This window comes from Nonomuraea dietziae (assembly GCF_014195505.1).
GTDB lineage: Bacteria > Actinomycetota > Actinomycetes > Streptosporangiales > Streptosporangiaceae > Nonomuraea > Nonomuraea roseola.
Window position 1 is genome coordinate 8,865,361 of sequence record NZ_JACIBV010000001.1, and the last position, 21,530, is coordinate 8,886,890.

The 21,530-nt window shown below is 71.6% G+C and carries 21 protein-coding genes; 12 read left to right on the forward strand and 9 right to left on the reverse strand.

All coding sequences use genetic code 11. The annotated features are described in order from the left end of the window. Positions 1 to 41 precede the first annotated feature (41 nt). Together FHR33_RS42160 and FHR33_RS42165 are read left to right on the forward strand one after the other, a co-directional pair. Positions 42 to 1,391, forward strand: coding sequence for a carboxylesterase/lipase family protein (locus FHR33_RS42160; protein WP_183659716.1), 1,350 nt, complete (start codon positions 42 to 44; stop codon positions 1,389 to 1,391). 55 nt (positions 1,392 to 1,446) lie between these two features. Then, a complete protein-coding gene (locus FHR33_RS42165; protein WP_183659717.1) occupies positions 1,447 to 3,033 on the forward strand; it encodes an AMP-binding protein in 1,587 nt (528 codons plus the stop codon). A gap of 23 nt (positions 3,034 to 3,056) precedes the next feature. Here FHR33_RS42165 and FHR33_RS42170 read toward each other — a convergent pair whose 3' ends face one another. Then, positions 3,057 to 3,902 (reverse strand): alpha/beta fold hydrolase, encoded by an 846-nt coding sequence (locus FHR33_RS42170; RefSeq protein WP_183659718.1) that lies wholly within the window; start codon positions 3,900 to 3,902, stop codon positions 3,057 to 3,059. Between the two features lie 45 nt (positions 3,903 to 3,947). Between FHR33_RS42170 and FHR33_RS52205 the strand changes: the two genes are divergently transcribed. The 3 genes from FHR33_RS52205 to FHR33_RS42185 all read left to right on the forward strand — a co-directional run bounded on the left by FHR33_RS52205 (position 3,948) and on the right by FHR33_RS42185 (position 6,697). Further along, entirely contained in the window at positions 3,948 to 4,550 is a 603-nt protein-coding gene (locus tag FHR33_RS52205) for a TetR/AcrR family transcriptional regulator (protein WP_183659719.1), read from the forward strand. 71 nt (positions 4,551 to 4,621) lie between these two features. Beyond that, a complete protein-coding gene (locus tag FHR33_RS42180) occupies positions 4,622 to 5,932 on the forward strand; it encodes an ABC1 kinase family protein (protein ID WP_183659720.1) in 1,311 nt (436 codons plus the stop codon). 33 nt (positions 5,933 to 5,965) lie between these two features. Beyond that, complete coding sequence (locus FHR33_RS42185) at positions 5,966 to 6,697, forward strand: sulfite exporter TauE/SafE family protein (RefSeq protein WP_183659721.1); 732 nt, start codon at positions 5,966 to 5,968, stop codon at positions 6,695 to 6,697. A gap of 60 nt (positions 6,698 to 6,757) precedes the next feature. Here FHR33_RS42185 and FHR33_RS42190 read toward each other — a convergent pair whose 3' ends face one another. From FHR33_RS42190 to FHR33_RS42210, 5 genes are all read right to left on the reverse strand, one after another. Then, positions 6,758 to 8,236, reverse strand: coding sequence for a M1 family metallopeptidase (locus FHR33_RS42190; protein WP_221241461.1), 1,479 nt, complete (start codon positions 8,234 to 8,236; stop codon positions 6,758 to 6,760). A gap of 65 nt (positions 8,237 to 8,301) precedes the next feature. Further along, positions 8,302 to 8,988, reverse strand: a complete 687-nt coding sequence (locus FHR33_RS42195) for a type 1 glutamine amidotransferase (protein ID WP_183659723.1) — start codon at positions 8,986 to 8,988, stop codon at positions 8,302 to 8,304. Positions 8,989 to 9,209: 221 nt separating this feature from the next. Then, on the reverse strand, positions 9,210 to 9,761 hold the full coding sequence (locus FHR33_RS42200; RefSeq protein ID WP_183659724.1) for a hypothetical protein: 552 nt from the start codon (positions 9,759 to 9,761) through the stop codon (positions 9,210 to 9,212). An 18-nt stretch (positions 9,762 to 9,779) separates the two neighbouring features. Next, positions 9,780 to 10,781: a LacI family DNA-binding transcriptional regulator gene (locus tag FHR33_RS42205; protein ID WP_183659725.1), complete on the reverse strand. Its 1,002-nt coding sequence runs from the start codon at positions 10,779 to 10,781 to the stop codon at positions 9,780 to 9,782. Beyond that, a complete protein-coding gene (locus FHR33_RS42210) occupies positions 10,774 to 12,117 on the reverse strand; it encodes a rhamnulokinase (protein ID WP_183659726.1) in 1,344 nt (447 codons plus the stop codon). The genes FHR33_RS42205 and FHR33_RS42210 overlap by 8 nt, the downstream gene beginning before the upstream one ends. 107 nt (positions 12,118 to 12,224) lie before the next feature. Here FHR33_RS42210 and FHR33_RS42215 point away from each other — a divergent pair, with 107 nt between their 5' ends. The 5 genes from FHR33_RS42215 (at position 12,225) to FHR33_RS42235 (ending at position 17,053) form a co-directional block, all read left to right on the forward strand. Next, positions 12,225 to 12,530: an L-rhamnose mutarotase gene (locus FHR33_RS42215; RefSeq protein WP_183659727.1), complete on the forward strand. Its 306-nt coding sequence runs from the start codon at positions 12,225 to 12,227 to the stop codon at positions 12,528 to 12,530. A 15-nt stretch (positions 12,531 to 12,545) separates the two neighbouring features. Further along, positions 12,546 to 13,691 carry an L-rhamnose isomerase gene (gene rhaI / locus FHR33_RS42220; protein ID WP_183659728.1) on the forward strand — a complete coding sequence of 382 codons (1,146 nt, stop codon included), beginning with the start codon at positions 12,546 to 12,548 and terminating at the stop codon, positions 13,689 to 13,691. A gap of 55 nt (positions 13,692 to 13,746) precedes the next feature. Further along, entirely contained in the window at positions 13,747 to 15,783 is a 2,037-nt protein-coding gene (locus FHR33_RS42225; protein WP_183659729.1) for a bifunctional aldolase/short-chain dehydrogenase, read from the forward strand. Positions 15,784 to 16,053: 270 nt separating this feature from the next. Further along, a complete protein-coding gene (locus FHR33_RS42230; protein WP_183659730.1) occupies positions 16,054 to 16,530 on the forward strand; it encodes a nucleoside deaminase in 477 nt (158 codons plus the stop codon). A gap of 13 nt (positions 16,531 to 16,543) precedes the next feature. Beyond that, entirely contained in the window at positions 16,544 to 17,053 is a 510-nt protein-coding gene (locus FHR33_RS42235; RefSeq protein WP_221241462.1) for a pyridoxamine 5'-phosphate oxidase family protein, read from the forward strand. An 8-nt stretch (positions 17,054 to 17,061) separates the two neighbouring features. Here the strand turns inward: FHR33_RS42235 and FHR33_RS42240 are convergent, their stop codons facing one another. Continuing rightward, positions 17,062 to 17,901 (reverse strand): NAD-dependent epimerase/dehydratase family protein, encoded by an 840-nt coding sequence (locus FHR33_RS42240; RefSeq protein WP_183659732.1) that lies wholly within the window; start codon positions 17,899 to 17,901, stop codon positions 17,062 to 17,064. A 146-nt stretch (positions 17,902 to 18,047) separates the two neighbouring features. Then, complete coding sequence (locus FHR33_RS42245; RefSeq protein ID WP_183659733.1) at positions 18,048 to 18,830, reverse strand: phytanoyl-CoA dioxygenase family protein; 783 nt, start codon at positions 18,828 to 18,830, stop codon at positions 18,048 to 18,050. A gap of 56 nt (positions 18,831 to 18,886) precedes the next feature. Here FHR33_RS42245 and FHR33_RS42250 point away from each other — a divergent pair, with 56 nt between their 5' ends. Then, on the forward strand, positions 18,887 to 19,747 hold the full coding sequence (locus tag FHR33_RS42250; RefSeq protein WP_221241463.1) for a helix-turn-helix domain-containing protein: 861 nt from the start codon (positions 18,887 to 18,889) through the stop codon (positions 19,745 to 19,747). Here the strand turns inward: FHR33_RS42250 and FHR33_RS42255 are convergent. Next, entirely contained in the window at positions 19,726 to 20,535 is an 810-nt protein-coding gene (locus tag FHR33_RS42255; RefSeq protein ID WP_183659735.1) for a helix-turn-helix domain-containing protein, read from the reverse strand. The genes FHR33_RS42250 and FHR33_RS42255 overlap by 22 nt on opposite strands. Positions 20,536 to 20,637: 102 nt before the next feature. On the opposite strand from FHR33_RS42255, the gene FHR33_RS42260 reads away from it, so the two are divergent. After that, a complete protein-coding gene (locus FHR33_RS42260) occupies positions 20,638 to 21,468 on the forward strand; it encodes a phytanoyl-CoA dioxygenase family protein (RefSeq protein WP_183659736.1) in 831 nt (276 codons plus the stop codon). Positions 21,469 to 21,530: the final 62 nt, after the last annotated feature.

Here is a 21,530-nt window from a genome sequence, read left to right on the forward strand (position 1 = left end):
GCGATCAGGATCGTCGAGGGAGCGGCGGGATGGACCAGGCAATGATCGTGAAGACGTCCTCGGGTCGGGTCTCCGGCATCCGGGTGGAGAACGTGCACGCCTTCCTCGGCGTGCCCTTCGCCGCGCCGCCGTTCGGTGAGCACCGCTTCAGACCCCCCGCGCCGCCCGAGCCGTGGGAGGGCGTGCGGCCCGCCGTCGTGCACGGCCCCGCCGCGCCGCAACGTCCCGCCCAGGACATCGGGCTGTTCGCGCCCGACGTCTTCCGCTACGGAGCCGACTGCCTGAACCTCGACGTCCACACCCCCGACCCGGGTGCGGCGGGGCTGCCGGTGATGGTCTGGTTCCACGGAGGGGCCTTCTCCGTCGGCGCGAACTCCGCCGCGTGGCAGCGCGGGCACCGCTTCGCCCGCGACGGCGTGGTGTGCGTGGCCGTCAACTACCGGCTCGGCTTCGAGGGCTTCCTCGCGCTCGACGACGTCCCTGCCAACCTGGGCGTGCTCGACTGGCTGGCCGCCCTGCGCTGGGTACGGGCCAACATCGCCGCCTTCGGCGGCAACCCGGCCGACGTGACGATCGCGGGCCAGTCGGCGGGAGGGGCCGCGGTGGCCACGCTCATGACCATGCCCGACGCCGCGGGCCTGTTCCGCAGGGCGATCGTCATGAGCGGCTCGGCCACCCTCGTCACCTCCCTGGCCGAGGCCAGGGCCCAGGCCAAGGAGCTGGCGGCCGTGCTCGGCGTCAGACCGGTGCGCGAGGACTTCGCCGCGCTGCCGCCCGAACGCCTGCTGGCCGAGCAGCCGCCGCCGACGACGGGACAGCTCGGTTCGCTGGGCGAGTCGGTGGCGATCAAGCCCGTCGTCGACGGCCAGGTGGTGCCGGGGGTCCCGCTCGAGGCGATCGCCGCAGGCATCGGCGGCCACCTGCGGCTGCTGGCGGGCAACACCTCGCAGGAGGCCGACGTCTTCGTCAGGCGCATGGTCGAGGGTATCGACCAGGGCACCGCGCGTGAAGCGGCCGAGGCGCTCGGCTTCTCCTCCGACCCCGAACCGCCGCCCGCCGAGCTGGTGGCGAGGGCGGTCACCCACCGCCTGTTCATCAGGGAGACGCGCCTGCTCCTGCGGGCGCGCTCGGCGGCCATCGCGCCCACCTACGCCTACGAGTTCCGCTGGGAGTCGCCGCTCGAGAGCCCCGCGGGCGGCGGCAGGGTCGGCGCGGTGCACAACCTCGACCTGCCGTTCGTCTTCGACGTGCTCGACGCCCCCGGCGTGGCGCGCACCGCGGGACACCACGCGCCCCAGGCGCTGGCGCACGAGATGCACGGGGCGTGGGTGCGCTTCGTCAGGGACGGCGATCCCGGCTGGCCCGCGGGGGTGAAGCGGATCCTCAGGTAGGGGCCTCCCCGCGGAAGGGGTGGTGCGGGGCGGCGGCCGGTCGCAGACTGTGAGCATGCAGTCCTATTCCAGCGCCGTCGCGGACGTCGCGCTGCTCGGCGAGACGATCGGGGAGAACTTCGAGCGCGCGGTCCGGCGCTTCGGAGACCGGGAGGCGCTGGTCGAGGTGGCGACGGGCCGCCGGTGGACCTACGCCCAGCTGAACGACGAGGTGGACCGCCTGGCGCGCGCCCTGACCGCCAGGGGCATCGCCAAGGGCGACAGGGTGGGCATCTGGGCCCCCAACTGCGCCGAGTGGGTCTTCGTGCAGTACGCCACCGCCAAGATCGGCGCGATCCTCGTCAACGTCAACCCCGCCTATCGCGGCCACGAGCTGGAGTACGTGGTCAGGCAGTCGGGCATGAGCCTGCTGATCAGCGCCGTGGCCCACAAGGGCAGCGACTACCGCGCGATGGTCGAGGAGATCGGCTTCGGCGAGGTCGTCTACCTCGGGCAGGACACCTGGCAGGCGCTGCTGGCCGAGCAGGCCCCGCTGAAGGAGGTCGCGCTCTCCTTCGACGACCCGATCAACATCCAGTACACCTCGGGCACGACGGGTTTCCCCAAGGGCGCGACCCTGTCGCACCACAACATCCTGAACAACGGCTTCTTCGTCGGCGAGCTGATCCACTACACCGAGCACGACCGCGTCTGCCTGCCGGTGCCGTTCTACCACTGCTTCGGCATGGTGATGGGAAACCTCGGCGCCACCTCGCACGGCGCGTGCATCGTCATCCCCTCGGAGGGCTTCGACCCCGAGGCGGCCCTGCGCGCGGTCGAGCAGGAGCGCTGCACCAGCCTGTACGGCGTGCCGACGATGTTCATCGCCGAGCTGGCCCTGCTGGAGAACCCGGCCACCGGCTACGACCTGTCCAGCCTGCGCACCGGCATCATGGCGGGCTCGCCCTGCCCCGTCGAGGTCATGAAGCGCGTCGTCGGCGAGATGAACATGACCGAGGTCGCCATCTGCTACGGCATGACGGAGACCTCGCCCGTCTCCACGATGACCAGGACCGACGACAGCCTGGAGCGTCGCACCGAGACGGTGGGCCGCGTGATGCCGCACGTCGAGGTCAAGATCGTGCACCCCGAGACGGGCCTGACCGTCCCGCGCGGCGAGCCAGGCGAGCTGTGCACGCGCGGCTACTCGGTGATGCTCGGCTACTGGGAGGAGCCTGCCAAGACCGCCGAGGCGATCGACAGGGCCCGCTGGATGCACACCGGCGACCTGGCGACCATGGACGACGACGGGTACGTCAACGTGGTCGGCCGGATCAAGGACATGGTGATCAGGGGAGGCGAGAACATCTATCCCAGGGAGATCGAGGAGTACCTCTACCGCCATCCCGACATCGCCGACGTGCAGGTGATCGGCGTGCCCGACGACAAGTACGGCGAGGAGCTCATGGCCTGGATCGTCGTGCGCGAAGGGGCCGAGCCGCCCACCGCCGAGGCGATCAGGGAGTTCTGCGCGGGGGAGATCGCCCACTACAAGATCCCGCGCTACGTCCACGTCGTCGAGGCGTTCCCGATGACCGTGACCGGCAAGATCAGGAAGGTGGAGATGCGCGAGCGCTCGATCGGCCTGCTCGGGCGGGGCTGAGGCGCGCCGTCCTGTCGCTCGCGTCAGGTCCTGTCGGTGCTGGTCTCCTTGATGAAGCGGCGCAGCTCCGCGCACAGGCCACCGGGATTGTCGAGCGGAATGAGCGTCCGCGAGTCCGGGATCTCCACGTACTCGCCCCTCGGCAGCAGGGCGGCCAGCCGCCGCCCCGTCCGCGGCGGCATCATGCGGTCCTCGGCTCCCCACGCGACCAGCGCGGGCCCGCGGAAGCCCCGTAGCCGCTCGGCCGCCTTCAGATAGGTGTCCTTGTCGACACTCCTGCAGAACTTCGCGAAGTCCCTGCGCACCTCGGCGTCGGTGAGCAGGGGGCCGTACCACCGGCGCACCAGCTCGTAGGGGATGGGGCGCTTGGCCATCCCGCCGAGCGAGGTCCTCATCCGTACGAGGAAGGGGACCCTGAAGGACTGCAGCAGGAGGAAGAGCCCGCCGGGGACCCTGCTCGCCGCGTGCAGGGTCCTGCCCTGGACCCCGGGCGGATAGTTCTCCAGCGCCTCGCACGAGGTGAGCACCAGCCTGCCGATGCGCGCGTCGCGCACACCCACGAGCAGCTGGGCCGTGCCGGCGTCGTTCTGGACGAGAGTGACGTCACGCAGGTCCAGCCGCTCCATGAACTCGGCGAGAACGTCGGCGACCCCCTGCGCCGACAGGTCGGCCTCCGGCCGCATCGGCCGGCGATGGCTCCCGATCGGCAGGACGGGGACGACGACCCTGTAGTCGGTGCGCAGGTCCTCCACCACCGCCTGCCACACCGACTCGTCGAAGGCGAGGCCCGGCACGAGCACCACGGTCTCGCCCGGGCCGCCGGTGTCGGTGTAGTCGATCCGGCCGGCGGACAGGTCGATGTCAGGCATGGTTCCACCTTCTAGATAGATCGATCTAGTGAGAGACTATCCGCCATGAGAACGACAGGCGATACCAGGGCCCGCATCCTGACGGCGGCGACCGAGCTCTTCAGGCGTCAGGGATACGCCGCCACCGGGATGAAGCAGATCGTCGCGGAAGCCGGGGCCCCCTACGGCTCGGCCTACCACTTCTTCCCCGGCGGCAAGGCGCAGCTCGGCGAGGAGGTGATCAGGACCTCCGGCGCGGCCTACCTGGACCTCATCGCCCAGCTCTTCCCCGAGCCAGGCCCGCGTGCCGACCCCGCCCTCGCCACCGCCGAGGCCTTCACCGCCGCCGCCGTGACCCTGCGGGAACTCGACTACGCCGACCCCTGCCCGGTCGCCACCATCGCCCTGGAGGTGGCCAGCACCAACGAGACGCTGCGCGGGGCCGCCGCGGAGGTCTTCGACAGCTGGATCGACGGCCTGGCCGCCTACTACTACTCCTGCGGCATCGCGAGGCCCGCCGCCCGCGACATCGCCACGTCCGTCATCGGCCTGCTGGAAGGCGCCTTCATGCTCGGCAGGACGGCGCGCTCCCCCCAGCCCGTGCTGGCGGCGGCCACGGCCGCGGCCGCCGTCGTCCGCGCGATGCGGGCGCCGTCCACCGAGGCGTGAGGAGCTTGTCTGCGTCCTGTGTGGTAACTGTCACGTTGCCTTATTGGCAAACAGTCCAAAAAATGGGCTGCATGGCCGACCTTCCCCGTCTGGCGGTGACGCGAACCGCCAAGCTCGCCACGCTCCCTCTCGGTTACGCCGGACGTACCGCGTTGGGGCTCGGCAAGCGCGTCCTCGGCAGGCCCGCCGAGCACGTCGCCACCGAGGTCCAGCTGCGTACCGCCGAACAGATCTTCAAGGTGCTCGGCGAACTCAAGGGCGGCGCGATGAAGATCGGCCAGCTGCTCTCCGTGCTGGAGTCGGCGCTGCCTCCGGCCGTCGTCGAGCCGTACAGGGCGGCGCTGACCAGGCTGCAGGACTCCGCGCCCCCCATGCCCGCCGCCACCGTCCACAGGGTGCTCGCCGAGGACTTCGGCGAGGACTGGCGCGCGCACTTCGCCTCCTTCGACGACCTGCCCGCCGCCTCCGCCTCGATCGGACAGGTGCACAGGGCGGTGTGGGCCGACGGCAGGAGCGTCGCGGTCAAGGTGCAGTACCCCGGCGCGGCCAAGGCGCTGCGCAGCGACCTCAGGCAGGTCGGAAGGGTCGCCAAGCTGTTCGGCGTGCTGCTTCCCGGCCTCGACGTGCGGGCGTTCGTGGAGGAGTTGCAGGAGCGGGTCGCCGAGGAGCTCGACTACGGCCTGGAGGCCGAGGCCTGGCACGCCTTCGCCCAGGAGTACGCCGACGACCCCGACTTCGCGGTGCCCCTCGTCGTGGCCGCCTCCGAGCACGTGATCGTCACCGAGTGGCTGGACGGCACGCCGCTGTCGAAGGTCATCGAGGACGGCCCGCAGGCCGAGCGCGACAGGGCGGCCCTGCTGCTGGTGCGCTTCTCCTTCTCCTCGCCCACCCGCTGCGGCCTGCTGCACGGCGACCCGCACCCGGGCAACTTCAAGATCACCGAGGACGGCAGGCTCGGCGTGCTCGACTTCGGCGCGGTCAAGCGGCTGCCCGACGGCCATCCGCCCGCCATCGGCCCGCTGCTGCGCTGCGGAGCGGCGGGCGACATCGAGGGCGTGGCGCAGGTGTTCAGGCAGGAGGGCGTCATCCGCGAGGGCGTCGAGGTGGACCTCGACGCGCTGGCCTCCTTCGTCGCCCCCTACGCCGAGCCGATCACCTCGGCCGAGTTCTCCTTCACCCGCGACTGGATGCGCGAGCGCGGCCTGTACATGTTCAGCGACGGGTCGAGCATCTTCAGGATGCTGAACGTGCCGCCCGACTACGTCGTGAGCTTCCGCGTGCTGACCGCCGGCTACGGCATCCTGTCGCAGCTGGCCGCCACAGGCCGCTTCCGCGCCGAGGCCGAACGCTGGATCCCCGGCTTCGCCCCCGACCCTGCCTGAAGCCGGTCGTCGGCCACGTCCTAGCATGTCGGGATGCTCGAACTCCTCGGCCTGCTCGCGGTGGGTGTCGTGGCCGGGGTGGTCAGCGCCGTCGTCAGCCTGGCCTCGATCATCTCCTACCCCGCGCTGCTGGCCTTCGGCCTGTCACCGCTGGCCGCCAACGTCACCAACACCGTCTCTCTGGTGTTCACCGGCATCGGGGCGGCGGCGGGGTCGAGGCCGGAGCTGAAGGGGCAGGGCGGCACGGTGCTGCGCCTGGGCTGGATCAGCGCGCTGGGCGGCGCGACGGGCGCGCTCCTGCTGCTGATCACCCCGTCGAGGACGTTCGAGCTCATCGCGCCCTTCCTGATCGCGATCGCGTCGCTGCTGCTGATCCGCCCGCCGGGGGTCAGGCCGGGAGGCAACCACAGCGTGCTGGCCAGGGTGGCGCTGTTCGCGGTGGCGATCTACGTCGGCTACTTCGGCGCGGCGGGCGGGATCCTCATGCTCGCCGTGCTCACCGCCATCCTCGACCAGGCGCCCGCCAGGGTGAACGCGGTCAAGAACGTCATCTCGGGCCTGGCCAACTTCGTCGCGGCGGCCGGGTTCGCGCTCTTCGGCCCCGTGGTGTGGTGGGCCGTCGCGCCGCTGGCCGCGGGGTTCCTCATCGGCGGGTGGCTCGGGCCGTCGATCGCCCGCCGCCTGCCCGGCCGCTCGCTGCGCTACCTGGCGGCGGCGTGCGGGCTGGCCGTGGCGGTCAAGCTGGGTGTCGACGCCCTCACCTGACCAGCCTCTGACAGGCCGAGGCCGGTACGGCAGGCGCGCCCGCCGTACCGGCCCGGGGGGTTACTTCGTGTGCCTCAGCAGCTCGTGCACCGCCTTGATCTTGGCGACCGAGGCGGGCTCACCTCCCGTTGCCTTGGCCGTCGCCGCCGCCGTGCCGTTCGGCGAGGTGGCGGGCTTGCCCACGGTGAACAGCCACGTGTCGAAGACCGCGTCCAGCTGCTTGCCGGAGATCCGCTCGGCCAGCGCGATGAACTCGGACGTCTCGGCGTTGCCGTGCCGCTTGACGGTCGGCCAGGTCTTGACGATGTTCCAGAACGCCGCGTCGCCCACCTCGACCCTCAGCGCCTGCAGCGCCATCGCGCCCCTGTAGTAGGTGGCGTTGTGGAACAGGTCGGCCGCGCCCGGGTCGCCCGGCTTGACCTGCCAGAACTCGTCCTCAGCCGGCCACAGGCCGTAGAAGTAGTCGGCGACCTCCGCCGCCGTGCCCTCGCCCAGCTTCTCCGACCACATCCACTCGGCGTAGGTCGCGAAGCCCTCGTTGAGCCAGATGTGCTTCCAGCCCTTGACCGCGACACTGTCGCCGAACCACTGGTGGGCGTTCTCGTGCACGACCACGTAGGTGTCGGGGCCCGCCCTGAAGAAGCGGGGGTCGTAGACCGGCTGCGTCTGGGTCTCCAGCGCGAAGCCTGGCAGTGCGCTGGTGACCGAGCCGCCCATCGAGCGGAACGGATAGCGGCCGAAGCTGCCCGCCAGCCACTCGACGATCTGCGGCGTCTGCTCGATCGACTCCTTGGCCGCCGCCTCGTACTGGCCGAGGTCCTTGCTGTAGGCGGTCACCACGGGCAGGCCGTTGGACTGTCCCGTGCGCACCTCCAGCTGGCCGATGAAGAGCGTGGCCAGGTAGGTGGCCATCGGCTTGTCCATCACCCAGGTCGAGGTGGTCTTCTCGCCCGAGGTGCGCTCCTTGACCTTGATGCCGTTGGTGATGGCCTGGGTGCCCTTCGGCACGCTGACCGTGATGTCGTAGGTGGCCTTGTCGAGCGGGTGGTCGTTGCTCGGGAACCACCACCACGCCACCTGCGGCTGGCCCAGGGCGAGCGCGCCGTCGGCGGTGGCGATCCAGGGCTGGAAGCCGCCCGTCTCGTCGGGAACCGGCGCCTTGGACGGCGTGTCGGCGTAGCTCACCTCGACGAGGAACGGCTTGCCCCTGGTCAGCGCGCGGGCCGGGGTGATCTCCAGCTCGTGCAGTCCGGTCCTGGCGAACGTGGCGGACCTGCCGTCGACCTTCACGCTGTCGACCTTGAGCAGGAAGTCGAGGTTGAAGCGGGTCAAGTGCTGGGTCGCCGTCGCCAGGATCCTCGCCCTGCCACGCAACAGGTCGGCCCCCGGCTGGTAGTCGAGGTTGAGGCTGTAGTGCTTGGCGTCGTAGCCGCCGTTGCCGTGGTTGGGGAAGTAGGAGTCTCCGATGCCCGGCGCCCCCGGGCCCCTGTCGGTAGCGGCCGCGGGGGTCGCCAGGACGAGCCCGGCCGCCGCGGTCATGGCGATAAGGGTGCGTGCTCGGATTAATCGCATCATCGCAAGGTAACCGAGGGTCGCCGCGTCGTCTACGAGTTTCGGCTGACCCCGGAGAAGCGCCTGGCGACCTCCCGCCACACGGGTGTGGCGGAGGGCTCGTCGAGCAGCGCCCGCCTGTGCAGCTCGGCCAGGTCGAAGCCGCGGTCGTCCCACTCCAGGATCCGCTCGGGCCACACCTCGGGATGGAACTGCACGCCCCATGCCGCCGCGCCGACCCTGAAGGCCTGGTAGGGGCAGGCCTCGGTCTCGGCGAGCCAGACCGCGTCCGGCGGCAGCTCCACGACCGCGTCCTTGTGGTGCTCGATCGCGGTGACGACCTCCGGCAGGCCGTGGAAGAGCGCGTCCCCGGCCGCCTCGGGGCGCAGGGTGATCGCCGTGCTGCCGTTCTCCGGCTCGCCCGCGTCGCCCTTCACCAGCCCGCCCGCCACCTCGGCGAGCATCTGCCCGCCCAGGCACACCCCCAGGTACGGCCGGCCCTCGTCGAGCGCCTCCCGCACCAGCGTCCTGGTCGCGGCCAGCCACGGCGCCCTGCCGTCCTCGGAGGGCAGGTAGCCGCCGCCCAGCACGACCAGCGCGCGTTCACCCAGTTCCTCGGGCACGGCGGCGCCCTCGAAGGCCCGCACGACCTCCAGCTCCAGGCCGTCGTCCGTCAGCCATTCGCCGAGCCTGCGAGGGCCGCCGCTGGCGGCGTTCTGCACGATCAGGACATCACGCATCGGAGGCCTCCCGCAGCCAGTCGATGATCTGCTCGTCCACGTCCTCGGGGGAGTGGAGGGCGAAGACGTGCGCGCTCTCCACCCACGCGTTCCGGATCTTGTCGCGCACGGTCCCGCATTCTTCCGCATCACCACTCGAAGGCCGAGCACGGGGGAGCGGCCGGGGGTGTCAGCGGCAGGGGGCCACAGCCGGGCGCGGGGCGCGGACGGGCGGGCGCGCGTCAGCGGGGCATCGGGCGGGTCCGGTCGTCCTCGCCGGGGCCGGCCGGCGGGAAGGAGGCGGGCTGGAAGGGGTCGAACGCCGGCGGGTACTGCTGCTGCTGTTGCGGCTGCGGCGGGCCGTACGAGGAGGCCGGCGGCGCGGGCCTGGCCGCGCGCCACCTGGAGGGGAAGGCGGAGGCGGTCAGCAGCAGGATGCCGGCGATGAAGAGCACGCCGGTCGGGCCGAGCATGTCGAAACCCCAGCGGAGTGGAGCGGGCAGCAGGTCGGCCAGGCCGCTGGGGTAGAGCATGGGGATCAGCAGCACCGTGCCCATGCCGGTGAAGCCGAGCCCGGTCACCAGCGAGGCGAGGGGCGACAGCCGCGAGCCGGCCAGGAAGCCCAGCGCGACGGCGCACGCCGCCAGCACGGTGGCCCCAAGCCACGAAGGTGAGAAGTCGGTCCTGAAGGCGTACGCGACCTGGCCGGAGCCGTACATCAGGCCGAGCATCAGCAAAGGGGTCAGGAGCAGTCCAGCGACCACTCCGAGGATATGGCGGGCAGCTTTGGACATAGGGGGCAGTCTAAAGCGTCAGCGGCTGGACTCCCTGACCACGAGCTCGGGTTGGAACATGATCTGCTGGTGGGCGTGGGTGTCGGGATTGTCACACTCGTCGAGGAGCAGCTCGGTGGCGACCCTGCCGAGCTGGTAGGTCGGCTGGCGGACCGAGCTGAGCGACACGGTGGAGGCCGAGGCGAAGTCGATGTCGTCGTAGCCGATCAGCGAGACCTGCTCGGGCACCCGTACGCCCGCCTGCAGCAGCCCGCGCAGCAGGCCGAGCGCCAGCAGGTCGTTGGCGCAGAACACCGCGTCGGGCAGGTCGGCGAGCAGCAACTCGGCGGCCTGCTGCCCGGCCTTGGCGGTCATCGCGGTCATCTCCAGCACGCGCAGCCGCCCTGGATCGAGCCCCGCCGCCGCGAGCGCCCGCTCGGCGCCGATCCTGCGCTCCCTGCACTGGCGCATGGTCGCCGGCCCCGCCACGTAGGCCAGCCGCTCGGCGCCGCCCTCCAGCAGGTGGGCGGCGGCCATGGTGCCGCCCGTCACGTCGTTGACGGAGACCGCGCACTGGTCGGCGCGATCGGCGGGGTGGTCGACGAGCACGACGGCGATGCCGCGTGCCCTCAGCCGCTCCAGGCGGTGCGGATCGTCGTCGGAGGGGGTGATGAGCACGCCGCGCACCCGCTGCTCGGCGAAGACGAGCAGGTTGCGCTCCTCCTTGGACCTGCTGCCCGCCGAGTTGCCGAGGATCACCGCGTAGCCGCGGTCGCTGGCGAGATCCTCCACGCCCGCGGCGACGTCGGTGAAGAACGGGTTGCCGATGTCGATCACCGACAGGCCGATCGTGCGGCTGTGGCCGGCGCGCAGCGTGGAGGCCGATCCGTGGCGGACGAAGCCCAGCTCGCGGATGACCTGCTCGACCCTGCTGCGTGTGGCGCCCGCGACCTTCTCCGGCCTGTTGAGCACGTTCGACACCGTGCCGGGCGAGACGCCCGCCCTTGCGGCGACCTCCTTGATGCTGACCGTTTCAGACAAGCCCGCCCCCGGGGTGGTAGGTGCGCAGCGGCTGGCTGCGCCGTACGAACTCGCGCAGGTCGCCCGCCAGCCCCCTGGCGCGGGCCTGGACCAGCACGTTGCCCAGAGCCGCCGCCTCGACAGGGCCCGCGACCACGGGCAGGCCCGTGGCGTCGGCCGTCAGCTGGCACAGCAGCGCGTTGCGCGCGCCGCCTCCGACCAGGTGCACGACGTCGATCTCCCGTCCGCTCAGCCGCGCGGCGTCGCTGATTGCTCGCTGGTAGGCGAGGGCCAGGCTTTCCAGGATGCATCGTACGGCCTGCGGCCTGTCGGCAGGGGCGGGCTGACCTGTGCGCTCGCAGTAGGCGGCGATCCGCGAGGGCATGTCGCCAGGCGGCAGGAAGGCGGGATCGTCGGGGTCGATGGTCATCTGTCCAGGCTTGGCGTGGGCGGCGGCCTGGAGCAGGCCCTCGAGGTCGCTCTCGCCCCACGCGCGCAGGCATTCCTGCAGGATCCACAGGCCCATGACGTTGCGCAGGTAGCGGATCGTGCCGTCGATGCCTGCCTCGTTGGTGAAGTTGGCCGCCCTGCTCTCCTCGCTCAGCACGGGGGAGTCGAGCTCGACGCCCACCAGCGACCAGGTGCCGCACGAGATGTAGGCGAAGTCGGGGGTGCGGGCGGGCACGGCCGCCACGGCCGAGGCGGTGTCGTGCGAGGCGACACGGGTGACGACGGTGTCGAAGCCGAGCTCGGCCGTCACGGGACCGACGACGCTCCCGGGCTCGGAGATCTCGGGGAAGATGCGCGCAGGCAGCCCGAGACGGTCGATGAGGGGCCGCGCCCAGTCCCTCCGCGCGACGTCGAACAGGCCTGTCGTGGAGGCGTTCGTCAGCTCCGCGCCCCTGACGCCCGTCAGCCAGTAGGCGAACAGGTCGGGGATCATGAGCAGCGTCTCCGCCCGGTCGAGGCGCTCCTCCAGCAGCTGGTAGAGGGTGTTGAACGGCAGGAACTGCAGGCCGTTCACCTCGTAGCGGTCGGCGTCGAGGCGCTCGGTGTACCCCGAGGTGCGGGCGTCCCTGTAGTGGACGGGGTTGCCGATCAGCCTGCCGTCGCCGTCCAGCAGGCCGTAGTCGACGGCCCACGAGTCGATGCCGATCGACTCGACGGGCCCGGCCTGCCGCAGGCCTTCCAGCATCTGGGAGTAGAGGCCGAGGACGTCCCAGTGCAGGGTGCCCGCCACGCTGACGGGACGGTTGGGGAAGCGGTGCGCCTCGACGAGGTCCACCCGTCCCCCGGAGATCTCGGCCCGCATCACCCGTCCGCTGGAGGCGCCCAGATCGACAGCTGTGAATCGCATCCCATGATTAAAACGTACAAACCTCGTTGGCGAAACCTGGCATTGACGTTGCGGTGAGACCCGCCTAGATTCCATTAAAACGTTTTGGTAGATTCCTTGGAGGTTCCGTGCAGCGCGTGTGTTTCCTTCTCAAGGTCAAGCCGGATCGCCTGGAGGAGTACCGCGAACGTCACAGGAACGTGTGGCCGGAGATGCTCGAGGCGCTCAGCAGGACGGGATGGCGCAACTACTCGCTCTTCCTGCGCGACGACGGCCTGCTGGTCGGCTACCTGGAGACCGACGACTACGAGGCCGCACGCTCGGCCATGGCCGAGACCGACGTCGACGCGCGCTGGCAGGCCGAGATGGCGCCCTTCTTCGAGGGGGACGACCGAGGGTTCCTCCTGCTGGACGAAGTCTTCCACCTGGATTGAGATCGGGGACTACAAGTGATCAAGGATTTGCTCCGGGGGCAACGCATCGAGACGCCGTCGTGGGCCTACGGCAACTCGGGCACCAGGTTCAAGGTGTTCGCCCAGCAGGGGGTGCCGCGCGACCCCTATGAGAAACTGGCCGACGCCGCGCAGGTCCACGCCTTCACGGGGATCGCGCCCACCGTGGCGCTGCACATCCCGTGGGACAGGGTGGACGACTACGCGGCGCTGGCCCGGCACGCACGCGACCTCGGCGTGGCCGTCGGGGCCATCAACTCCAACGTGTTCCAGGACGACGACTACAAGCTGGGCAGCGTCACCCACCCCGACCCCGTCGTGCGCCGCAAGGCACTCGGCCACCTGCTCGAATGCGTCGACATCATGGACGCCACCGGCTCCGACACGCTCAAGCTCTGGTTCTCCGACGGCACCAACTACCCGGGCCAGGACGACATCAGGGCGCGCCAGGACCGGCTCGCCGAGGCGCTCGCCGCCGTCTACGAGCGGCTCGGGGACGACCAGCGCTTCCTGCTGGAGTACAAGCTGTTCGAGCCCGCCTTCTACGTCACCGACGTGCCCGACTGGGGCACCGCCTACGCCCACTGCCTCAAGCTGGGCGACAAGGCGCAGGTCGTGGTCGACACCGGACACCACGCGCCCGGCACCAACATCGAGTTCATCGTCGCGTTCCTGCTGCGCGAGGGGAAGCTCGGCGGCTTCGACTTCAACTCCCGCTTCTACGCCGACGACGACCTCATGGTCGGCGCGGCCGACCCCTTCCAGCTGTTCCGGATCATGTTCGAGGTCATCGGCGGCGGCGGGTACGGCCCGCATGTCGCCTTCATGCTCGACCAGTGCCACAACATCGAGCCCAAGATCCCCGGTCAGATCCGCTCGGTGATGAACGTCCAGGAGGCGACCGCCAAGGCGCTCCTGGTGGACCGCGAGGCGCTCGCCGCCGCGCAGCGGGCAGGTGACGTGCTCGGCGCCAACGCCGTGCTGATGGACGCCTACAACACCGACGTCAGGCCGCTGCTCGGTGAGCTGCGCGAGGAGATGGGGCTCGACCCCGACCCCATGGCCGCCTACGCCAGGTCCGGCTACTTCGAGAAGATCGCGGCCGAGCGGGTCGGCGGCGCCCAGGCGGGCTGGGGCGCCTGACCGCGCCCGCCGTACGGACAGCACCTCGATCACGCAATCCAAGGGAGAGATTCTGATGACGGTTACCGAGCTGCTCGACCGGGCCCACGCCCTCGGCTCGGACCCGCGCAACACCAACTTCGCGGGCGGCAACGCCTCCGCCAAGGGGGTGGAGCGCGACCCCGTGACAGGCGGCGACGTCGAGCTCATGTGGGTGAAGGGCTCGGGCGGCGACCTGGGCACGCTCAGCGCCGAAGGGCTGGCGGTCCTGCGCCTCGACCGGCTGCGCGCCATGGTCGACGGCTACCCGGGCGTCGAGCGCGAGGACGAGATGGTCGCCGCGTTCGACTTCTGCCTGCACGGCAAGGGCGGCGCGGCGCCGTCCATCGACACCGCCATGCACGGACTCGTCGACGCCGCCCACGTCGACCACCTGCACCCCGACTCCGGCATCGCGATCGCCACCGCGCAGGACGGCCCCGAGCTGACCGCGCGGATCTTCGGCGACAGGGTGCTGTGGGTGCCGTGGCGGCGCCCCGGCTTCCAGCTCGGCCTCGACATCGCCGCGCTGCAGGCGGCCAACCCCCAGGCGATCGGGTGCGTCCTCGGCGGACACGGGATCACCGCGTGGGGCGAGACGAGCCAGGAGTGCCAGGCCAACTCCCTGGAGATCATCCGTACGGCCGCGCGGTACATCGAGGAGCACGGCAGGCCCGAGCCCTTCGGCCCGGTCATCCACGAGCCGCTCGACGAGGCGGTCCGCAGGGAGCGCGCGGCGGCGCTGTTCCCGCTGGTCAGGGGGCTGTGCTCGACCGACTCCCGCCAGGTCGGCCACTACACCGACAGCCCCGAGGTCCTCGACTTCCTCTCGCGGGCCGAGCACCCGCGCCTGGCCGCCCTCGGCACCTCCTGCCCCGACCACTTCCTGCGCACCAAGGTCGCCCCCCTGGTCGTGGACCTGCCGCCCGAGGCGTCGCTGGAGGAGGTCACGGAGCGGCTGCGCGTCCTGCACACCGCCTACCGGGCGGAGTACGCCGCCTACTACGCGCGGCACGCCGTGGACACCTCACCGGCGATGCGCGGCGCCGACCCCGCCATCGTGCTCGTGCCCGGCGTGGGCATGTTCTCCTTCGGCAAGGACAAGCAGACCGCTCGCGTCGCGGGGGAGTTCTACGTCAACGCCATCAACGTGATGCGCGGCGCCGAGGCCGTCTCCGTCTACGCCCCGATCCCCGAGTCGGAGAAGTTCCGCATCGAGTACTGGGAGCTGGAGGAGGCCAAGCTCCGCCGCCTCCCCAAGCCTAAGCCGCTGGCCGGGCGCGTGGCCCTGGTCACCGGCGGCGGGTCGGGCATCGGCGCGGCCACGGCCCGCCGCCTCGCCGCCGAGGGCGCCTGCGTCGTCGTCGCCGACCGTGATCTCGGTTCCGCCGAGAAGGTCGCCGCCGAGCTCGGCGCCCGCGCCCACCGGCCTTCCGACGTCGCCGTCGCCGCGGCCGTCGACGTCACCTCCGAGGAGCAGGTCGTCGAGGCCGTACGGCAGGCCGTCCTGGCCTTCGGCGGTCTCGACCTGGTCGTCAACAACGCCGGCCTGTCCCTGTCGCGGGCGCTGCTGGAGACCACGCTCGACGACTGGAACCTCCAGCACGACGTCATGGCCCGCGGCTCCTTCCTCGTCTCGCGCGAGGCGGCCAGGGTGCTGCTGCTGCAGGAGATGGGGGGCGACATCGTCTACATCTCCTCCAAGAACGCCGTCTTCGCCGGGCCCAACAACGTCGCCTACGGAGCCGCCAAGGCCGACCAGGCCCACCAGGTGCGGCTGCTGGCGGCCGAGCTCGGCGCGCACGGCGTCCGCGTCAACGGCGTCAACCCCGACGGGGTGGTGCGGGGCTCGGGCATCTTCGCGTCCGGGTGGGGCGCCAACAGGGCGGCGGTGTACGGGGTCGAGGAGGAGAAGCTCGGCGAGTTCTACGCCCAGCGGACGCTGCTGAAGCGCGAGGTGCTGCCCGAGCACATCGCCGCGGCGGTCTTCGCCCTGACCGGCGGTGACCTGTCGCTCACGACCGGCCTCCACATCCCGGTGGACGCAGGCGTCGCCGCCGCCTTCCTACGCTGACCCCTTCAGGGCCGGACTTGAAACTCGCGCGTCCGGTCCCACGGGCCCGCTTCAACGGCCCTGGTTGCGCTGGTGCGGTCCCGCACGTCCGGTCCCGGGCGTGCGGGTCGCGGGCGATCGGCCTCGCGTGGCCGGTCTGCGCGTGCCGCCTGGGGTGGGCCGTCCTGAAGGGCCGGCCTCGCGTGGGCCGCGCAGGGGCGACACGGGGTCTGCGGCGATCGTGGCGTGGTCGCAAGGGGCGGCAGGGGAGGCCGCCTCTAGCATGGCCTTGTGAACGAGATCGATCTACGGCATCTACGACGTTGTGTGGAACTGGCGGCAGAGGCCGTCGAGGCGGGCGACGACCCGTTCGGCTCGGTCCTTGTCGCCGCCGACGGCACCGTCCTCGGAGAGGGACGCAACCACGAGACCACCTCCGGAGACCCGACCAGGCACCCCGAGATCGACCTGGCCAGGTGGGCGGCCACCCACCTGCCCGCCGAGGAGCGCGCGGCCACGACCCTCTACACCTCGGGCGAGCACTGCCCGATGTGTTCGGCCGCCCACGGCTGGGCGGGCCTGGGCCGCATCGTCTACGCGACCTCCGCCGCCCAGCTCACCGCATGGCGGGCCGAGCTCGGCACGCCCGCCTCGCCGGTCAGGCCGATTCCGATCCAGGAGGTCGTCCCCGGCGTTCAGGTCGAGGGTCCCGTCCCCGAGCTTGAGAAAGACGTGCGCGCCCTCGTGCGCCGCTCCTTCCCCAAGTGATATGCCGGAAGGCATGGCAGAGAAAGAGCCCACGACCGAGCTCGACTCCCGGTTCAGCAGCGACAAGGCGACCCCGGTCAGCTGGTCCGAGGCGCGCGGCCTGCTGGAGCGCGCGGAGATCTACTGGCTGTCGACCGTGCGCCCTGACGGGAGGCCGCACGTCACGCCGCTGATCGGCATCTGGCTGGACGGCGCGCTGCACTTCTGCACGGGCCCGGCCGAGCGCAAGGCCAGGAACCTGGAGACCAACACCCGCTGCGTCCTCACCACCGGCGGCAACTCTCTCACCGAGGGGACCGACGTGGTGGTCGAGGGCGAGGCGGTCCAGGTGCGCGACGAGCAGGCGCTGCGGCGTCTGGCCGCCGCCTACGAGGAGAAGTACGGCCCAAGCTGGCACTTCGACGTGGCTGACGGCGCCTTCGCGGGCGAGGGCGGCAGGGCGCTGGTCTTCGCGGTCACGCCCCAGCAGGCTTTCGGATTCGCCAGAGAGGGTGAGTACGGCCAGACCCGCTGGCGGTTCTGACCGGGCGATCAGCGGGTGAGTCCGGGGAAGCCGATCCGCCACGACGGGTGGGCGGGCCGCCAGCCGAGCGCGCGGGCCTTGGCGTTCGAGGCCCCGCGCTCCCACCCCTCTCGCTCCACCGTGAGCGGGGGAGCGGGAAGGTCCAGGGCGGCGGCCAGCGCGGGGACCCACTCCCAGGCCGCGGCGGGCTCGTCGTCCACCACGTTGACCACTCCGTCGGGCCAGTCGAGCGCCAGAAGCGCCGCCCGCGCCGCGTCCACGACGTGCACGAACGAGCTGACCGCGGCCCCCGCGGCCAGCCGCCCCTCGCGCAGCTCGCCCTCGGCCCACCCGCCGGGGGAGTACCAGGTGCCCGGCCCGTAGAGCAGGCCGTAGCGGAGCACGACGTGCCGCTCCATCGAGGCGGCGGCCTCCTCCAGCGCCCTCGCGGGGCCGACCAGTCCCTCCCTTGAGGCGTCGAGCGGCTCGTCCTCCGTGGCGGGAGCGGCGCCGGGCCCGTACACCCACGAGATCGACTGCGCGACGATCTGTCCTGTGCCCGCCTTCACCGCCGCCTCGACCAGGTTGCGGGTGCCCTCGCGCCGGATGCGGGCGTTCTCCTCGAAGCGCCGCTCGCCCAGCGCGGTCAGCTGGTGGATCACCGCGTCGGGTCTGGCGTCGGCGAGCGCCCGGAAGGTGGCGTCGCGGTCGAAGACGTCCAGCCGTACGGCATCGGCGCCCGCCGCCCTGATCGCGGCCACCCCCGAGGCGGACCTGGAGGTGCCGACGACGGTGTGCCCCGCCGACAGGAGCAGGGGCAGCATTTGGCGGCCGATGGCGCCGGTCGCCCCGGCGAGCAGAACACGCATGGCCCGGAATACTAGGACACGGCAATGTCAGGGCAGCGGCCGGTAGAGGCCCGCGAGACGGTCCATCTCGCCAGCGCCGAGGCGGATGGCCGCCCCGAGAGCCGGCGGGATGAGCCGCCCCGAGCGCGGTGGTCTGGCCCCGCGGTCTAGTGAGGCCCCACCGCCGTCTCGGTCCCGCACGGGCCGCCGCCGGTCGAGGCGGCGATCCCCACGCGCTCGCCCGCCATGGTGAGCGTCGGGTACCAGGAGGAGATCCGCTCGGTGGAGCGTCCGACGTAGTGGCAGATGAAGCTGCGCCTGAACCGGTCGGCCGTCGAGTTGGGCTCAGAGCCGTGCACCAGGCTGCCGTTGAAGAACAGCACGTCACCGGGGTTCATGTCGACGGGCACGCGCTCCAGGCCGGGCGGCGGCGGGACGTACTCACGGGTGAAGGAGACCTCGGTGTCGGCCTCCTCGGGGCAGAACAGGTCCATCAGGTGCGTGCCGGGCACCACCTCGAGCCCGCCGTTGGCCCTGTCGACCCTGTCGATCGCGATCCAGGCGGCGACACAGGTGCCAGGCTCGACCCGCAGGTAGAAGTTGTCCTGATGCAACGCCTGCCCCCTCGCACCCGGCGGCTTGAAGTAGAACATGCTCTGCGCTGCTATCGGCTCCTCGCCGAGCAGCTCGCGCAGGATGGCGGCGATCCTGGGGTCGAGCAGGTAGCGCAGAGCGACGTCGTTCACCTGGTGCGGGTGCATCACCCTGGGGAACTCGCGGAGGATGTCGTACGGCCCGCCGGGCTCCTGCGGCGTCGGCGTGAAGTGCCCGGGGATCGGGCCGCGCTCGTGCATCCGCATGAACTCGTCGCGCAGCTCGGCCACCTCCTCCGTGCCGAGCAGTCCGGGCACGACGACGTACCCCTGGTCGTGGAAGTCTGCGGTCCTCATGCCTCTCACGCTAGGCAGCGCGGCCGTGCGATGGTATGCCCGTGACGGTTGAGGACATGTCCGTTCCTGCTGCCGAGCTGGTGATCGTCGGCCACTTCGACCAGCACTCCGGATACGCGACGCGCCGTACCGGCGGCTCGCCCAGCTGGCTGCTGATGTGGACGCAGGCAGGGGCGGGGCTGGTCGAGCAGGCGGGCGTGCGCACCACGGCAGGCCCGGGTGACCTGGTCGTGCTCGGGCCTGGGGCGGCCCAGTACTACAGGACCGCGCCGGATCAGCAGCGGTGGCGGTTCTGGTGGGTGCACTTCCAGCCGAGGCCCGCCTGGCTGCCGTGGCTGGCGCCGTACGCGCTGGCGCCTGGCTGCCACGTGATCCACGGCGCCGGTCACGACCGGGTGGAGCAGGCGCTTCTTCGCGCGGGCGCCGACGCCAGGTGGTCGGGGCACGGCGCGCCCGCCTCTCCTTCCCAGCCGGTCCAGCCGGTCGTGGCGGCCGCCGCCGAGGCCCGCGAGCTGGTCATGGGGGCGGTCGAGGAGGTGCTGCTGCTGGCCACGGCGGCGGCTCGCCGGCCTGGGGGCGGCGATCCGCGCGTCAGACAGGTCCAGGCGCTGATCGCGGCCGAGCCCTCGGCCCCGCACACGGTCGCCTCCCTGGCCCGCGTCGTCGCGCTGTCGCCGTCGAGGCTGGCGCACCTGTTCTCCGAGCAGACGGGCCGCACCCCCATGCAGGCGGTCAGGGAGGCGAGGGTCCGGCACGCCGCCAGGCTCCTCGAGGTCACCGACATGGACGTGGGCCAGGTCGCCGACGCGTCGGGATTCGTCAGCCCCTTCCACTTCAGCCGCGTCTTCAGCAGGGCGTTCGGGCTGTCGCCGAGGGAGTACCGCCGCCGCCTGCGTCACAGCATGGAGTCGGGCTGACGCCGGTACTCGGTCGGTGTCCTGCCGAGCGCGTCGCGGAAGGCGCGGTAGAAGCTCGACCGCGTCTGGAACCCGCTCTCGTGCGCGACCCTGTCGACGCCCCAGCCGGTGACCGACAACAGGCGGCGCGCGTGGGCGACGCGCAGCCTGGTGACGTACTGCCACACCGGCATGCCCAGCGTCTGCTTGAAGGCCAGCGCGGCGTAGGTCGGGTGCACACCGGCGTCGGCGGCGATGCCGTCCACCGTGAGGTCCTCGGTGTAGCGGCGGGCGACGACGGCCAGCATGCGCTCGGCCGCCCTGGCCTCGCTCTCGCCGGCCGTCCTCGCGGGGCGCTGCCCTCGCGCCAGACGGGCCAGGCGGGCGTGCATCTCCAGCAGGCACAACTCGGCCACGTCGGGCCGCGGGCCGGGCCTGAGGTCGGTGTCCCACCGGGCCATCAGGAAGGCGTCGTGCGGGCCCTCCTCGGCGGTGCCGTACAGGAACTCGCCCTGGAGCAGCCGGTCCAGCGGGCCGCGCAGTGCGGGCGTGCCCGTGAGGTCGGCCAGCGGAATGGTGGCCCAGAGGAAGTCGACGTCGTGCTCGGAGACCAGGCGGTGCGGATAGCCGCCCCAGAAGGCGGCCAGCCGTCCCGGCGGCAGGTCGAGCGTGCCCGAGACGGTCGCGTAGCGGGCGCCGCCTGACAGCACGAGGTTGAGCTCCACCTCGGGGTGGATGTGCGAGGTGGGCATCGGCCCCGAGGTCACGTGGAACGTCTGCAAGCCGACCACCTGCACCAGCGATCGCACACCTTGAGGATATGCGACAGGTCGGTGATCCGGGCCGGATGACCTCATGGGGTGCGGCACCGCAGAGTGGGGGCATCCCCACCTCGCCTGGAGGCACGCACCATGTCGGAACTCGACGACTTCCTGTTCGACCTCAACGGCTACCTCATTCTCGAGAACGCGGTCGACGGCGACCTGCTCGCACGGCTCGACGCGGAGTTCGACGCCTTCCCCCGCGACCTGGCGCGCGGCGACTGGTACCGGGGCGCGCAGCGTCGCGACTACACCCCGGAGACCGGCTTCGAGCTGCACCAGGCCGTGGCCGCAGGCCGGCCGTTCGAGGAACTGGTCGACCACCCGAGCTGGTTCGCCCTCGTGAAGCACTTCGCGGGGGAGGAGGGCAGCTACGTGCCCGGCGTGTTCATCGACGAGACCATCGCCTCGATCCGCGAGTCGGGTGGCCACCACCCGGTGCACTCGGGCGGCTACCGCGGCGCGCTGCGCGGCAGCTACGGCTATTCCCACGGCGTCTTCCGGTGCGCCCAGGTCAACATCATCCTGGCCCTCACCGACATCGGAGAGGGCGACGGCGCGACGATGGTCGTGCCCGGCTCCCACAAGTCGAACCTCCCGCACCCGCTGGCCGGTGACTACGCCAGGGGCGACCGCATGGACACCCTGCCGGGCGCGGTGCCCGTCCACCTGGCCAAGGGCGACGCGCTGCTGTTCGTCGACGGGCTCATGCACGGCGGCTCCACCCGCACCAACCCCGGCGAGCGCAGGGTCGTCATCTACAGGTACGGGCCGGTCTGGACGAGCAGCAGGTACGGCTACGCCTACGACGAGGCCTGGCTGAAGGAGCTGACCGACCAGCGGCGCCGGGTGCTGCGGCCGGTCCCGCCCGTCCACATCGGCGACCCGTGCCCCGCCGAGCCGGGCGACCGCGACGACTGACCGGGCCCAGGGGCGCGGGACGCCCGCCGTCCCGCGCCCCTGCCCGTCAGGCCGGCGCCCCT